The organism is Streptomyces lacaronensis (assembly GCF_047337785.1).
Lineage (GTDB): Bacteria > Actinomycetota > Actinomycetes > Streptomycetales > Streptomycetaceae > Streptomyces > Streptomyces lycopersici.
This window is the reverse complement of sequence record NZ_JBLHDK010000003.1, coordinates 9041930-9057761: the sequence shown is the minus strand read 5'-3', so window position 1 is coordinate 9057761 and position 15832 is coordinate 9041930. Positions and strand designations below refer to the sequence as shown.

11 protein-coding genes are annotated in these 15832 nt (G+C 70.3%); 4 read left to right on the top strand and 7 right to left on the bottom strand.

Annotated elements, in window-relative coordinates; all coding sequences use genetic code 11:
- Positions 1–56 precede the first annotated feature (56 nt).
- From ACMTAK_RS39085 to ACMTAK_RS39070, 4 genes are all read right to left on the bottom strand, one after another.
- Entirely contained in the window at positions 57–794 is a 738-nt protein-coding gene (locus tag ACMTAK_RS39085; RefSeq protein WP_413810528.1) for a helical backbone metal receptor, read from the bottom strand.
- 89 nt (positions 795–883) lie between these two features.
- On the bottom strand, positions 884–2506 hold the full coding sequence (locus ACMTAK_RS39080; protein WP_413810527.1) for a TROVE domain-containing protein: 1623 nt from the start codon (positions 2504–2506) through the stop codon (positions 884–886).
- 405 nt (positions 2507–2911) lie between these two features.
- Positions 2912–5533: an ABC transporter permease/substrate binding protein gene (locus ACMTAK_RS39075; protein WP_413810526.1), complete on the bottom strand. Its 2622-nt coding sequence runs from the start codon at positions 5531–5533 to the stop codon at positions 2912–2914.
- On the bottom strand, positions 5526–6641 hold the full coding sequence (locus ACMTAK_RS39070) for a quaternary amine ABC transporter ATP-binding protein (RefSeq protein ID WP_413813137.1): 1116 nt from the start codon (positions 6639–6641) through the stop codon (positions 5526–5528). Before ACMTAK_RS39070 ends, ACMTAK_RS39075 begins: the two co-directional genes overlap by 8 nt.
- A 267-nt stretch (positions 6642–6908) precedes the next feature.
- On the opposite strand from ACMTAK_RS39070, the gene ACMTAK_RS39065 reads away from it, so the two are divergent.
- The 4 genes from ACMTAK_RS39065 (at position 6909) to ACMTAK_RS39050 (ending at position 11477) form a co-directional block, all read left to right on the top strand.
- The gene (locus tag ACMTAK_RS39065; RefSeq protein ID WP_413813136.1) at positions 6909–7820 is read left to right on the top strand and encodes a 5'-3' exonuclease; all 912 of its coding nucleotides are present in this window, start codon (positions 6909–6911) and stop codon (positions 7818–7820) included.
- Positions 7821–7867: 47 nt separating this feature from the next.
- Positions 7868–8749: a siderophore-interacting protein gene (locus ACMTAK_RS39060; RefSeq protein WP_413810525.1), complete on the top strand. Its 882-nt coding sequence runs from the start codon at positions 7868–7870 to the stop codon at positions 8747–8749.
- A gap of 531 nt (positions 8750–9280) precedes the next feature.
- Positions 9281–10063, top strand: coding sequence for an IPT/TIG domain-containing protein (locus tag ACMTAK_RS39055; RefSeq protein ID WP_413810524.1), 783 nt, complete (start codon positions 9281–9283; stop codon positions 10061–10063).
- 151 nt (positions 10064–10214) lie between these two features.
- Positions 10215–11477, top strand: coding sequence for an IPT/TIG domain-containing protein (locus ACMTAK_RS39050; protein WP_413810523.1), 1263 nt, complete (start codon positions 10215–10217; stop codon positions 11475–11477).
- A gap of 23 nt (positions 11478–11500) precedes the next feature.
- On the opposite strand, the gene ACMTAK_RS39045 is transcribed toward ACMTAK_RS39050, so the two are convergent.
- From ACMTAK_RS39045 to tatA, 3 genes are all read right to left on the bottom strand, one after another.
- Entirely contained in the window at positions 11501–14323 is a 2823-nt protein-coding gene (locus ACMTAK_RS39045) for a DEAD/DEAH box helicase (protein WP_413810522.1), read from the bottom strand.
- Between the two features lie 74 nt (positions 14324–14397).
- The gene (gene tatC / locus ACMTAK_RS39040; RefSeq protein ID WP_413810521.1) at positions 14398–15369 is read right to left on the bottom strand and encodes a twin-arginine translocase subunit TatC; all 972 of its coding nucleotides are present in this window, start codon (positions 15367–15369) and stop codon (positions 14398–14400) included.
- Positions 15370–15431: 62 nt separating this feature from the next.
- Complete coding sequence (gene tatA, locus ACMTAK_RS39035) at positions 15432–15719, bottom strand: Sec-independent protein translocase subunit TatA (protein ID WP_037956547.1); 288 nt, start codon at positions 15717–15719, stop codon at positions 15432–15434.
- Positions 15720–15832 lie beyond the last annotated feature (113 nt).

The following is a 15832-nucleotide window of genomic DNA, read 5'->3' as shown; positions in this document are numbered from 1 at the left end:
CGATGACGTTCGGCAAAGGGTCCTCCGTCGTGGGTGGTCGGGACTCGCGCATACAGTCAGCGCGCCGCCGACAACGCGGCCGTGAGGACGGCGGGCGCCTCTGCCAGCGAGGGGCCGTACCAGGTGAGGTGACGGCCGCTGACCAGGGCCGCCGGGAGGCCGGGGAACGCCTCGGGGCCGTCGTCGGCCGTGAAGCGGTACGGCTCGTCGGGCAGCACCACCAGATCCGCCTCCCCCGCCGTCAGCTCCTGGATCGGGATCCGGGGATAGCGCTCGGGGTGCCCGCTGTAGAGGTGCCGTACGCCCAGCCGGGCCAGGACGTCACCGGCGAAGGTGTCCCGGCCGAGCACCATCCACGGACGCCGCCACACCGGGACGACGGCGTGCCGCACCGGGCCTCCGGCCCGTACGTCCGCCCAGGCGGCCTCGGCCGCGTCCAGCCAGCCGGGCCGGGCCAGTCCGCAGCCGCGCACCAGGACCCGTTCCAGCTCGGTGAACGCCTGCTCCAGGGTGCGCACTTCGGTCACCAGGACCTCGAGACCGGCGGCGCGCAGCGCGGCGAGGTCGGAGGGGCGGTTCTCCTCCTCGTTGGCGATCACGAGGTCGGGGGCGAGGGCGGCGATCCGGGCGGTGTCGGGGTTCTTGGTGCCGCCGATCCGCTCCGCGGTGAGGCCGGGCGGATGGGTGCACCAGTCGGTCGCCCCGGCCAGCAGCTCCGGCGCGGTGGCGGCGACGGCCTCGGTGAGCGAGGGCACGAGGGACACCACGCGCCGTACGGGGATACGAGGGCTCATCGCTCCACCGTACGGCGCGACGTATCCGGCCCTGCGCCCGGCCGCCCCGACGCCATCGCGCCAACCACCAGCGCCCCAACCGACCACCTCTACGCCGCCTCCGGCAGCGTCTCCCACGGCCAGACTGCCCGGCCGCCATGGCCGCCGCGGCCGCCACCGTCGCCGCCGCAGCCCTCCGACAGCAGTCCGACCATCGTGAACAGCTTGTCGCTGAAGCCACCGATCTCGTACCGGTTCGGCCGGCCGGTGTCGATGGATGTGGCCGCGTAGCCGGTGGTGTTGACACCGAACACCGGCACCCGCGCCGGGACGGCCTCCGAGACCGGAACGGACCGGCCGCGGCGCGCCTCCGCGAACGCCTGCATATCCGAGACGATCACTACCCGGTCGTGGCCGCGGTAGGCCGCCCGCAGCGCCACGCCCGTCTCCGTGCCGTGCCCGACCTCGCCGATCCGCGCGCAGAACGCCTCGATGTCGCGGAGCACCGAGCCGCCCGGGGTCAGCCGGTGGCCGAAGTGCCCGGAGGCGAAGCCGACCAGGTCCACCTGGCAGCCGCGGTGCGCGAGCGCGACCCCGAAGAGCGCGCCGACGTCCACATGGCGCACCTGGGAGCGGCCCGAGACCTGCCTCTGCATCGAGCCGGAGGTGTCGACGAGCACGAGGGTGCGGCCCGGCAGCGCCGGGACGGCCGCCGTGGACGCGGTCAGCGCCCGGTCCAGGGCGTGGCCCCAGCGCAGCGACGGCGCGGCCCGGTACGCGGACAGGAAGCGGTACGGGAACTGGCGGGAGCGGGCCACCTCCGCCGGGTCGGCCAGCCGTGCCGCGACCCGTTCGGCGACCACGTCCGGCAGCCCGGCCTGGTCGAAGTTGCGCAGATTGCGCAGCAGCGCCATATAGCCCATGGAGGGCAGCACGGCCTGCCAGGCCGACGCGTCCATCGGCCCCCGAATCCAGCCCGCGAGCGCCTCCCACGTCATGCCCGCCGTACGGAGCGCGTCGGCGGCGTCCGGCCGCTCCAGCACGGCACGGCGCTCCCACTGCGGCAGGGCCGTCAGCCGGGCGCGGGCGCGCAGGGTGCGCAGCGAGACCGGGGGCGCGGCGTCCCGCTGGTGGCGGCGGTCGATGGCGTGCCGGAACAGCTCGCCCTGCCACGGCTTGTCGGGGTCCGGGGCGGCGTGCACCAGTTCCAGGACGTCGGCGAAGCGGAAGCCGTGGCTCCCGGTGTCGTACTTGAGCAGCGACCGCTCGGAGTAGAGGCGGCGGACGGCGTCGGCGAGGCCGCGCTTGACCGGCTTGGGCAGCGCGCGGCCGTGGTGGGCGGTCCAGTAGGCGAGGAACTCACCGGGCTCGTCGGCGCGCAGACACGCGGCGGCGACGATGGGGCGGTTGCCGCCGTGCAGCCCGGCCGCGAGACGTGCCGCGACGGCCTCGGCCGCGGCGACGAGCGACGCGGTGCGCATGTGGGCCTCGGCGCGCAGCCAGCCGATGAAGCGGGCGGTCCAGTCGGCGTCCTCGACGGCGACGGTGCGGACGAGGGTGCGGAAGCGGTCGTCGCGGTCGTCGGAGGGCTCGTAGAAGGTCTGCTCGCCGACCATGTTCACCACGGCCAGCAGCACCAGTTCGGACTTGCTGTCGCGGGTGACGGCGGCGCCGCCCTCGTAGGTGGTCGTGGTGGCCCTGGCGCGCCGGAAGACGCGGTTGAACTTGGTCATGCGGTCATGCCTCTCCCCCGAGTGGGCATTGGGAGGAGGCGGCGCGCCGGTGCGTCGGCGGCGCCTGAGGTCAGGAGTGGGCGGCGGGCTGTTCTGGAAAGGAAGTAACCGCGGCCCGCGCACCAGGCGCTCCGACTGCCGTGCGCGCGCCTCCCGAGATCACAGTCGACGACGGTGTGTTTCCCACTCCGCACCGGGCGGAGCGTTCTGGGAATCGAACCCAAATCGACCGAAGTAACCGTCGTCTTCGCACCGGGAGGTGCGTTCACGGATACGACAGTAGGGGGCCGCCTCCTCGGCCGTCATCCGGTTTTTCTCTCCCCTGCGCGGCGCGGCCCGCACAGCACGACACCGCGGCCCGGAGCGTGCGCTCCGGGCCGCGGTGTGCGTGGTGCGGACGGTGGGTCAGGAAGCCACCGGCGCCATCTTGTCGACGATGCCGGGGTGGGCGTCCATCCACTTCTGGACGCCCTTCTCCTCGTTGCCCTTACCGGCGTCCTGGATGGCCTGCTCCAGGGTCGCCAGCTCCTTCTCGGTCATGTGCCACTTCTTCAGCCACCCGTTGAACTCGGGGAACTTCTTCGGGAAGGACTTGTTGGCGAGGGTGTGGAGCTGGTTGCTGGCCCCGAACGCCTTCTTCGGGTCGGCGAGCTTGGTCAGCTTGTACTTGCTGTAGGCCCAGTGCGGGGTCCACAGGACCACGGCCACCGGCTCCTTCTTGGCGTACGACCGCTCCAGCTCGGCCAGCATCGCCGGCGAGGAGCCGTCACTGACCTTGTACTCCTTGTCCAGGCCGTACTCCTTGAGCACCTTGCCCTTCAGGAGCTTCATCTCGCCGGTCCCGGGTTCGATACCGACGATCTTGCCGTCGAAGGTGCCGGACTTCCCCTTGAGGTCGGCGAGCGACTTCACGTCCTTGACGTAGGACGGCACCGCGATCTCCAGGGAGGTCTTGTCGTACCACGACCCGACGTCGACCAGGTTCTTCTTGTATCTGTCCCAGTACTGCTTCTGGGCGACCGGTAGCCAGCCGTCGAACTCGACGTCGACCTGTCCGGTGCTCATCCCGGTGAACATCGAGCCGACGTCGTACTGCTTGATCTCCGGCTTGTAGCCACGCCGTTCGAGGACGTTCTTCCACAGGTAGGTGGTGGCGATGTCCTCGTCCCACGGGAAGTAGCCGATCATCGGCGCGGCGCCCGCGTCCTTGCCCTTCTGGTCGGCGCCGCCGGGCACCGGGGCGAGCTTGTTGGCCATGCCCGGGTTCTGCTTCAGCCAGGCGCGCACGCCCTGCTGCTCCTTGCCCTTACCGGCGTCCTGGATGGCCGACTCCAGGCTGGTGAGCTGCTTCTCGTCCAGCTTGAAGTTCTTGATCCACTTGGCGACCTGCGGGTTCTCCTTGGAGAAGCCCTTGCGTGCGAGGGAGTCGATGCGGTCGCCCTTGCCGAAGGCGCCCTTGGGGTCCTTCAGCTTGGTGAGCTTGTACTTGTCGTACGCCCAGTGCGGGGACCACAGGGTGACCGCGATCGGCTCCTTCTTGGCGTAGGAGCGGTCCAGTTGGGAGAGCATGGCCGCGGTGGAGCCCTTGACCAGGCTGAAGTTCTTGTTCAGCCCATAGTCCGGCATGACCTTGTCCTGCATCAGCTTCATCTCACCGGCACCGGGCTCGATGCCGACGATCTTCTTCTTGAAGGTGCTGGACTTCTTCTCGAGGTCCTCAAGGGTCTTCACGCCCTTGACGTACGAGGGGACCGCGATCTCCAGGGAGGTGGGGCCGTACCAGGAGCCGAGGTTCTCCAGCTTGCTCTTGTACTTCGACCAGTACGAGGCGTGGGTGGTGGGCAGCCAGGAGTCCGTCTCGAAGTCGATGTTGCCCGCGGCCATACCGGTGTAGAGCGCGCCGACGTCGTACGACTGCACCTTGGGCTTGAAGCCGCGCTGCTCCAGGAGTTCCTTCCACAGGAAGGTGGAGGCGACGCCCTCGTCCCAGTTGATGTAGCCGATGTTGACCGACTGGCCCTTGCCGACGTTGGCGGAGACCTTGGGGCCCTCGTCGTCGCTGCCGAACATGCTCATGCCGCCGGCGACCAGCGCCAGGACGACCACGCCGACCATGGCGACGGAGGTCGCGGGGCGCCAGTGCAGCACCTTCAGACCGCTGAGCGCCTTGGCCTTCTCCTTGGCCAGCGCGCGGCGGGCCAGCGGGGAGACGCGCTGATTGAGCGCGCTGGTCATCCGGTCCAGGTACATGGCCAGGATGACGACCGCGATGCCGCCCTCGAAGCCCATGGCGACGTCGACGGAGCTGATCGCCTGGAAGACGGTGGAGCCCAGGCCCTCGGCGCCGACCATACCGGCGATGACGACCATGGACAGCGCCAGCATGATCACCTGGTTGACGCCCGCCATGATGGTGGGCAGGGCCAGCGGAAGCTGGACACGCAGCAGGGTACGGCGCGGATGGGTGCCGAAGGCGTCGGCCGCCTCGACCAGCTCCGCATCCACCTGCCGGATGCCCAGTTCCGTCATGCGGACGCCCGGGGGCATCGAGAAGATGACGGTGGCGACGACACCGGGGACCACCCCGAGGCCGAAGAAGAAGATGCCGGGGATCAGGTAGACGAAGGCGGGCATCGTCTGCATGAAGTCCAGCACCGGACGGATCACGGCACTCACCGCGCGGTTGCGCGAGGCCCAGATGCCGAGCGGCACCGCGAACACGATGGTGATCACACCGGCGACCAGCACCAGTGCGAGGGTGTTCATCGCCTCGCCCCACAACTCGATCGAGTCGATGAGGGCGAATCCCAGGAAGGCGAGCACGGCGGGCAGCAGCCCGCGCAGCCACCAGGCGAGCAGCGCCAGGATGCCCGCGAGCAGCAGCGGCTCGGGGCCGCTGAGCACCGTGTTCAACCCGTCGTACATGCCCTGGACGACGCTGGAGATGAAGTCGAAGAGCCAGCTCAGATTGTCTCGGAGCCAGTTGACGCCGGAGTTGATCCAGTCGCCGAGCTGAAGCCTAGGCACCGGTGATCACCTTCTTGGTGGTCTCGGGCGCGTCCGGAGAGCCATCGGACGGCGACTGGGCCCCGGCGGGCCCGCCGTCCGGCTCGCCGAGGGCGGCGAGCAGCCGGGCGCGGGTGACGACGCCGGTGAGCGCGCCGTCGTCGTCGGTCACGGCGACCGCGACTCCGCTGCGCGAGCAGGGCTGGAACAGCTCGATGATCGGGGTTCCCTCGCTGACGGTGGCGGGCGCGGCGGCCAGCACGTCCTGCGCGGTGCGGAGCGTGGTGCCGTCGTCGGTCTTGCTGCCCAGCACCTCGTCCGGCTCGGACATGATCGCGCCGGCCGTGAGCACCCGGCTGCGGTCCACGTCCTGGGTGAAGGAGGCGACGTAGTCGTTGGCGGGGGTGACCAGGATGTCCTCGGCGGTGCCGATCTGGACGATCTGGCCGTCGCGCATCACGGCGATGTGGTCGCCGAGCCGCATGGCCTCGTTCAGGTCGTGGGTGATGAAGACGATGGTCTTCTTGAGCCGCTTCTGGAGCTGGAGCAGCTGATCCTGCATATCGCGGCGGATCAGCGGGTCCAGCGCGCTGAAGGACTCGTCCATCAGCAGCATGTCGGCGTCGGTGGCCAGGGCCCGGGCGAGGCCGACGCGCTGCTGCATACCGCCGGAGAGCTCATCGGGCCAGGACTTCTCCCAGCCGGCCAGGCCCACCAGCTCCAGCGCCTCGGTGGCGCGCCGGACGCGCTCCTCGCGCGGTACGGCCTGCACCTCGAGGCCGTAGGCGGCGTTCTCCAGGACACTGCGGTGCGGGAAGAGGGCGAAGTGCTGGAAGACCATGCTGATCTTGCGGGACCGGACCTCGCGCAGCCCCCTGGGGGTGAGCGCGGTCAGGTCGTCGTCGTCGAAGAGCACGCGCCCCGCGGTCGGCTCCAGCAGCCCGTTCAGCATCCGCAGCAGGGTGGACTTGCCGGACCCGGACAGACCCATGACGACGAAGATCTGGCCCGCCTCGACGGCGAAGGAGGCATCGATGACCGCTGCGGTCGTACCGTTCGCTCGGAGCTCCTCACGGTCCGCGCCGCCTTCCAGCCGCGCCACCGCCTCATCGGGTCGTCTGCCGAACACCTTGTACAGGTGCTCGGCTCGCAATTTGGCCACATGTACCTCTCAGATCGCACCAAAAAGCGACCCGCCACCCCCGCCGGCGGGTCGTGGAGCGGTACGGCATCGGACCGCTGACCGCCGCAAAAGTTGAATCACTGAACGGGTTCGCTCCGGGGGCGCGCCTGCCCCGATCGGTTTGGCGTAAACCAAACGGTGATCCAGTTCACATTATCCTCGGGATCGGTGTCAGTGGGGTAGTGCATAGTCGGGTTCGTGACGCGACGCCTGATGCTCCTCGACACCGCCTCTCTGTACTTCCGAGCCTATTTCGGGGTCCCGGACTCGGTCCGGGCCCCCGACGGCACGCCGGTGAACGCCGTGCGCGGGCTCCTGGACTTCATCGCCCGGCTCGTCCAGGACCACCGCCCGGACGATCTGGTGGCCTGTATGGACTTCGACTGGCGCCCTGCCTGGCGGGTCGCCCTGATCCCCACGTACAAGGCCCACCGGGTGGCCGAGGAGGCCCCGGAGGGGGCCGGGGTGGACCAGGAGGAGGTGCCGGACACCCTCTCCCCGCAGGTCCCGGTGATCGACGAGGTGCTGGACGCGATCGGCATCGCCCGGGTCGGCGCCGCGGGCTACGAGGCCGACGATGTGATCGGCACGCTCACCGGCCGGGCGGCCGGCCCGGTCGACATCGTCACCGGCGACCGCGATCTGTTCCAGCTGGTGGACGACGAGCGCGCGGTGCGGGTGCTCTACCCCGTCAAGGGCGTGGGCACCCTGCAGCTCGTGGACGAGTCCTATGTGCGCGAGAAGTACGGAGTGACCGGCCGGGGGTACGCGGAGCTGGCGCTGCTGCGCGGCGACCCCAGCGACGGGCTGCCAGGGGTGCCCGGCGTCGGCGAGAAGACCGCCGCCAAGCTGCTGGCCGCCCATGGCGACCTGGCCGGGATCATGGCCGCCGTCGACGACCCCGCCGCCAAGCTGACCCCCGCCCAGCGCAAGCGGCTGGCCGAGGCGCGGGCGTATGTCGAGGTCGCCCCGAAGGTGGTCCGGGTCGCCTCGGACGTGGCGCTTCCCCCCTTCGACCCGGCGCTGCCGAGGGCGCCGCGCGACCCTGGAGCCGTGGCGGCGCTGGCGGAGCGCTGGGGATTGGGCGGATCTTTGCGCAGATTGCTGTCCACTCTTGAGGAATGAGCTGTTAGGTTAGGTAAACCTAACTCTTGTTGATCAGGGAGGTCTCCATGGCGGACCGTCCGGCCCGTAAGTCGCGCACGCCGCATCGCGCACAGGTGGTGCGCACCGACCGGCTGACCCCGCACATGGTGCGGGTCGTCCTGGGCGGCGACGGCCTCGCGGACTTCCATGCGGGCGAGTGGACCGATCACTACATCAAGCTGCTCTTCCCGACCGGGGGTGCGGTCTACCCCGAACCGTTCGACCTGGAGCGGATCCGTGCCGAGTTCCCGCGCGAGCAGTGGCCGGTCACGCGGACGTACACGGTGCGGGCGTGGGACCCGGCCGCCCGCGAGCTGACGGTGGACTTCGTGACCCATGGCGACGAAGGGCTGGCCGGGCCGTGGGCCGCCCGGGTCCGGCCCGGCGAGGAGATCCACTTCATGGGGCCGGGCGGCGCCTACGCCCCCAGCGCCGAGGCCGACTGGCATCTGCTCGCGGGTGACGAGAGCGCGCTGCCCGCGATCGCCACGGCGCTGGAGCGACTGACCGACAGCCGGGCGGGGGGCGCGGCCGAGGTGCCGGTGCACGTGTTCGTCGAGGTGGCGGACGAGACGGAGGAGCTCAAGGTCACCGTGCCCGAGGGGGTCCGGGTGAGCTGGCTGCACCGGGGCGCCGCGCCGGTCGGCGAGGCGCTGGTGGCGGCCGTACGGGGGCTGGAGTTCCCGCCGGGACAGCTGCACGCCTTCGTCCACGGCGAGGCGGGCTTCGTGAGGGAGATCCGCCGCCATCTGCGCCTGGAGCGCCAGATCCCGCGCGAGTGGCTGTCCATCTCCGGGTACTGGCGGCGCGGCCATGACGAGGACGGCTGGCAGGCGTCGAAGCGGGAGTGGAACCAGCAGGTCGAGGCGGAGCAGGAGGGCGCGGGACCCGAGGAGGCCGCCGCGTAGGGCACCGCACCGGCGCCGCGCGGGAGGGCGCGGCACGTACGACCATCAGGCCCCGGCCGGGAGCATCCGGCCGGGGCCGTTGTGTGCACCGGCCCCTGCGGGCACGGCAGAGTGCCGGCGTCGATCCGGCAGCGGGGGCGCACTCCGGTTCGCGGGAGCCCGCCGGGGAGACTTGACATATCGTCATATGAGCTCTGTACGCGCCCTTTTCACACCTTCCGCATCTATCCCTCTTTTGGTTCACTCACATCGAGCGCGAGTTTCGGCACCACGGTGACCTCGGCGCCGACCCGTTCCATGCAGGACTCGCCCTATTACGGCCGGCACCCGGGCACGAGTCGAGTCCCTCTCAAGTCGCCATCACCGGTCATGCGGTCCCCGCTGAAGGCCATGGCGTCCCAGGCCCCCGAGGGTCCGTCTCCCCTTCCACCCCTCTGCGCGACGGAAGCCGGTGCGGGCAACGGCCACCTGCCCATCCCCCTTCTCTCGGCACACCCGCCCAGAGCAAGACGATCGAACAGGAGAAAACTCATGCCCATCACCTCCCTCACCCCCAGCCAGGGCACGATCGGCACCGCCGTCAGCATCAACGGCACGTCGCTGGGCACCACCGTCTCGGTGAACTTCGGCGGCGCCGTCGTCAGCCCGACATCGGTCTCCAGCACCCTGGTCACCTTCGTGGTTCCCTCCACCGCACCGTGCTCGGGACAGGTCTCGGTCAGCGCCAACCTGTCGAACGGAACCAGGACCAATGCGGTGCCGTTCTTCGTCATCGTGCGGCCGACGACCACGGGGCTGGGCGAGACCTGCCTGCCCGCCACCGGTGGCGCGCTCACGGTCTTCGGCTCCGGCTTCGCGTCCGGGGGTACCGTCAACGTGGGTGCCCTCACCCCGGTCGCCTTCGCCGCCGGTGGCAGCAACACCACGGTCACCGTCACCGCTCCGGCCCACACCCCGGCCGGCTGCTTCGACACCCAGCAGGTCACGGTCACCACGGCCGGCGGCACGGGCACCGCGGGCGCGACCCTGATCGACTACTACAACCCGCCGGACCTGACCGCCGCCACACTGACCCCTGCCACGGGCCCGGCGGGGACCGAGACCACCATCTCCGGCGCCACCTGCCTGATCGGCATCACCGACGTGACGTTCACCGACTCGGCGGCCACCGTCTTCGCGGGCCTGCCCTTCACCCCCGTCAATGACACCTCCCTCGTCACCGCCGTGCCCGCCGCGGCGGCCGCGGGCGCCGGGGCCTTCACGGTCACCACCTGTGGTGGCACATCCGGCCCCGCCGCCTTCACCGTCACCTGATCCACGGGCCGTGGGCGGGCAAGCCCCGCACGGTCACCCCCGGGTCAGCACCTCGCATGGCACACGGTGATTTCCGATCCCCCGTGCCCTGGCCGACGTCCCGCCGGTCAGGGCACGGCCGTCCGCACGGCTCAAGAAGGAGAAGGGCATCATGGCCCCCGTAGTGACCAGCGTCAGCCCCACGCAAGGCAATCCGGCCGGGGGCACCCCTGTCACCATCAACGGTTCCGGCTTCCTCGGCGCCACCGTGGTCAGGTTCGGCCCGAATCTCGCCACCAATGTGGTCGTCGTGAGCAACACACAGATCACGGCAAGGACTCCGCCGGGGAGCGGCACGGCCAAGGTCACGGTCACGGGGCCGACGGGGACCAGCACCCAGAACGTGTTCTTCACCTATACGACGGTCGCGGCTCCGGTGCTCACCACGCTCAGCCCGACCTCGGGGCCCACCGGCGGCGGCAATACGGTCACCATCACCGGCACCAACCTCACCGGCACCACCCAAGTCCTCTTCGGCGCCACCCCCGCCACCATCCTCGCCAACACCCCCACCCAAATCACCGTCAGCGCGCCGGCGGGCACCGGCACCGTCAACGTCACCGCCACCGCCCCAAGCGGCACCAGCAACCCACTCCCCTACACCTACACCACCATCCCCGCCCCCACCCTCACCAGCCTCAACCCCACCTCCGGCCCCACCAGCGGCGGCAACACCGTCACCATCACCGGCACCAACCTCACCAGCGCCGCCCAAGTCCTCTTCGGCACCACCCCCGCCACCATCCTCACCAACACCCCCACCCAAATCACCGTCAGCGCGCCGGCGGGACCGGCGTCGGTGGTGAATGTGACCGTCACCACGCCGGGGGGCATCAGCAATCCACTGTCGTACATCTATGTCGCCGCCCCGGTCGTCACCGGTGTGAGCCCGCAGTTCGGTCCGGACACCGGCGGTAACTCCGTCACCATCACCGGCAGCGGCCTGGCCCTGGCCAGCGCCGTCCACTTCGGCCCCAACCTCGCCCCCGGCTTCACCGTGATCTCCGACAATCAGCTGACGGCGACCGCTCCTCCCGGAACCGGTACGGTCGTGGTCACCGTGACCACGCCGGGCGGCACCAGCACCCTGGGCCCGGGGAACCCGTACTACACCTATCTCGGCGCCCCGGTGATCAATTCGCTGATCCCGGACGAGGGTTCGTCATTGGGCGGCGACTCCGTCACGATCAATGGCTCCAACCTCACCTACACCGACTCCGTGACGTTCGGTGGAGTCCCGGCCTCCTTCAGCGTCCTCTCGGACAACCTGGTCGTGGCGACGGCTCCGGCCCATGCGGCCGGAACCGTCAATGTTCAGCTCCACACCCCCGCGGGCAACAGCAACACCCTCCTCTTCACCTACGATCCGGCCTGAGCCCACCGCGGTGGGCGGCGGGCTCAGCCGACCGAGGAGTACGCCACGACTCCGCGCAGCAGTCCGTCGACCGCGCGGCGGGCGCTGCGCGCCACGGTGCCCTCGGGGGCCGCCGCGGCGATCTGGCCGAGCACATCGATCAGTTGCTTGGTCCAGCGCACGAAGTCACCGGCGGGCATGTCGATTTCGCGCAGCACCTCGTCGAGCCCATGGCCGGAGGCCCACCGGTAGGCGGCCCAGGCGAAGCCCAGGTCCGGCTCGCGCTGGCCGACGCCCTCCGCCTGGTTGATCTTGTGCTGCTCCTCCAGGGCGTCCAGCCGCCCCCATATGCGCACCATCTCGCCGAGCGCGTCCTTGGCCCGGCCCGGGGGCAGCTTGGGCGGCAGCGCGTCATCGGCCGTCCGCGCCTCGTAGACCAGCGCGGAGGCGCAGGCCGCGAGCTCGGCGGGGGGCAGCCCCTCCCAGACGCCCTCCCGCAGGCATTCGCTGGCCAGCAGGTCCAGCTCGCCGTACAGCCGCGCCAGCCGTCTGCCCTCGTCCGTGACCTCGTCGCCGCGCAGATAGCCGAGCTCGCTCAGCAGGGAGCAGATCCGGTCGAAGGTGCGGGCGATGGTGTTCGTACGGCCCTCGATGCGCCGCTCCAGCTGCCGGGTGTCGCGCAGCAGCCGGTGGTACCGCTCGCCCCAGCGGGCGTGGTCCTCGCGGTCGCTGCAGCCGTGGCAGGGGTGGGCGCGGATGGCCGCGCGCAGCCGGCTGATCTCGGTGTCGTCGGCGGCGGGCGAGCGCTCCTTGCGATGGCGCCGCATATCGTGGTGGCCGGCCTTGGTGCGCAGCGCGGAGGCCAGATCGCGGCGCGACTGGGGGCTGCGCGGATTGAACGACTTGGGGATCCGCATCCGGTCCAGCGGCTCGACCGGGACCGGGAAGTCGATCGATGCCAGCCGCTTGACCTGCCGCTCGGCGGTGAGCACCAGGGGCCGCGGCCCGTCGTGGTACTCCATGCCGCGGTGGCCGCCCACCCGCCCGGCGGGCAGCCCGGGGTCCAGCACCAGCGCGAGCCCGGCGAACTTGCCGGTGGGCACGTGGATGACATCGCCGGGGCGGAGCTTCTCCAGGGCGACGGCGGCGGCCGCGCGCCGCTGGGCGGCGCCCTGCCGGGCCAGCTCGGTCTCGCGGTCCTTGAGCTCGCGGCGCAGCCGCGCGTACTCGTCGAAGTCGCCGAGGTGGCAGGTCATGGAGGCGCGGTAGCCCTCGAGGCCCTCCTCGTTGCGCTGCACCTGGCGGGAGATCCCGACGACCGCCTTGTCGGCCTGGAACTGCGCGAAGGAGGTCTCCAGCAGCTCGCGCGAGCGGTGCCGCCCGAACTGGGAGACCAGGTTGACCGCCATGTTGTACGACGGCTTGAAGGAGGAGCGCAGCGGATACGTGCGGGTGCCGGCCAGCCCGGCGAGCGCCGCCGGGTCCATGGTGCGCTGCCACAGCACCACCGCATGGCCCTCGACGTCGATACCGCGCCGCCCGGCGCGGCCGGTCAACTGGGTGTACTCACCGGGAGTGATGTCGACGTGCTGCTCGCCGTTCCACTTGACGAGCTTCTCCAACACCACCGAGCGGGCGGGCATGTTGATGCCGAGGGCGAGGGTCTCGGTGGCGAAGACGGCCTTGACCAGGCCGCGGACGAAGAGCTCCTCGACAACTTCCTTGAAGGTGGGGAGCATTCCGGCGTGGTGGGCCGCGATGCCCCGCTCCAGGCCCTCCAGCCATTCGAAGTACCCCAGCACATGGAGGTCTTCGTCGGGGATCCCGGCGGTGCGCTCCTCGACGATGGCCCGCACCTGGGAGCGCGCCGACTCGTCGTTGAGCCGCAGCCCCGCGTGGAGGCACTGCTGGACGGCGGCCTCGCAGCCCGCCCGGCTGAAGATGAAGGTGATGGCCGGAAGCAGCGCCTCGGCATCGAGCCGGTCGATCACCTCGGGGCGGCCGGGGGTCCAGATCCGGCTGCGCTGACGGCGCTCGCGCTCCCGGTCGGCCTCGCGCATATTGCGGCCGCGGCGCTTGTCGCGGCCGAAGGAGGGGCGGCTGTTCTCCATCCGGGCCAGCCGGACCAGATCGGGGTTGACCTCGCGGCGTCCGCCCTGGTCGCCGTCCTGGCCGTTCTTCTCCTCGAACAGGTCGTACATCCGGCGCCCGGCCAGCACGTGCTGCCACAGCGGCACCGGACGGTGCTCGGAGACGATGACCTCGGTGTCGCCGCGGACGGTGTCCAGCCAGTCACCGAACTCCTCGGCGTTGGAGACGGTCGCGGAGAGTGACACCAGCGTCACCGACTCGGGGAGGTGGATGATGACCTCCTCCCAGACGGCACCCCGGAACCGGTCGGAGAGGTAGTGGACCTCGTCCATCACCACATAGCCGAGGCCGAGCAGCGACTGGGAGCCGGCATAGAGCATGTTCCGCAGCACCTCGGTGGTCATCACGACCACCGGTGCATCGGAATTGACGCTGTTGTCCCCGGTGAGCAGGCCGACCTGGTCGGCGCCGTAGCGCTTGACCAGGTCGGTGTACTTCTGGTTCGACAGCGCCTTGATGGGCGTGGTGTAGAAGCACTTGCGGCCCTGGGTCAGCGCCAGGTGGACGGCGAACTCGCCCACGATGGTCTTGCCCGAGCCGGTGGGAGCGGCGACCAGCACACCCTTGCCGCTCTCCAGGGCCTTGCACGCCTCGATCTGGAACGGGTCCAGCTCGAAGTCGTACATCTGGCGGAAGGGGGCCAGCGCGGTGGCCTGCTCGGCGGCCCGGGCGCGGGACGCCGCATAGCGCTCGGCGGGAGATAGCTCGTCGGTCATCGTATCTACGAGCCTACCGGCCACCTCCGACAGCGCACGCGATCTTTATCGGGGCTTTGTGCGGTCGGGTACTGCTATGTGACGTCGTCGTAGCCGTTGCGCCGGGTGGGGCCGGAGTCGTCCCCGTCGGTGAGCTCCGGCATGGCGCCGGGCGCGGCCACGGCCTCGGGGGTCAGATCCAGCTGGGACGCCTCGTCGTCGCTCAGCCCGAAGTCCGGGTCGGCGGCCCGGCGGCGGGCCTTGCGCCGGTCGTTGAGCAGGGCGACGCCGACGGCGCCGAAGTAGAGCACGACGACCGGTCCGGCCAGGGCGAACATGCCGATCGGGTCGGTGCTGGGAGTGGCGATCGCGCCGAAGACCGTGATCCCCATGATCATGGCGCGCCACCAGCCGAGCATCCGGCGTCCGCTGAGGATGCCGGTGAAGTTCAGCAGGATCAGCAGCAGCGGAAGCTCGAAGGCGAGCCCGAAGACGACGACCATCCGGGCGAGCAGATCGAGGAAGTCGTCCAGTGGGAGGAGGTTGTTGGCCCCCTCCGGGGTGAAGCCGATGAGGACCTTGGCGCTGGTCGGCAGGATCAGGTACGCGAAGTACGCGCCGGCGACGAACAGCGGGACGCCGAGCCCGACGAAGAACAGACCGTACTTCTTCTCGTTGCGGTGCAGCCCGGGCGCGAGGAAGGCCCACAGCTGGTAGAGCCAGACCGGAGTGGCCACCACCAGACCGGTCGTGAAGGAGACCTTCAGCATGATCGTGAACGGCGACAGCAGACCGTTCACGGTGAAGTAGGCGCAGTCGTGGCCCTTGCCCCCCTCGCTCCCCTTGCCCGTGAGGTCGGAGAACGAGACCCCGCCACAGCCGACGGCGTCCAGCACCGGCCGCATCAGGAACTTCGCGATGTCCATGTAGAAGAACATCGCGATGATCGTGACCACACAGATCGCCAGGACCGATTTGAGCAGCCGGTTGCGCAGCTCACGCAGGTGCTCCGAGAGGGGCATCCGCCCCTCGGGGTCCTTCTCCTTTTTGCGGGCAGACTTGAGCAACCCACGTCCTCATCTCGTGCGTCCGGTGGCGGCCCTTCGCGCCGCCTTCAAGTGGCCCTGCGTCAGCGCTTGGTGGTGTCGCTCGGCTCCGACACCGGGCGCGAGCTGGTCACGTCTCCGGGCGCGGCCTGGATGGTGCGGTGAGTGGCGTCGTCCTGACCGGGGTGGGGCGGGTCGGCCGGCGCGCTCTGCTGCTGGCCGTCCGACTTCATGGCCTTCGCCTCGCTCTTGAGGATCCGGGCCGACTTGCCCAGCGAGCGCGCCATGTCCGGAAGCTTCTTGGCACCGAAGAGCAGCAGCACGACGACAAGGATGAGGAGAATCTCGGGAACGCCGATCTTTCCGAACAGCATAAGCGTCTACCTTCTCACCGAGGCGGCTGGGGGTGGGGCTGCCCGACCGGTCGGACAGGTGTCCGGCAGCCGTGCTGTCAGCGATCGTAGCGCGCGGGGGTAAACCGGAA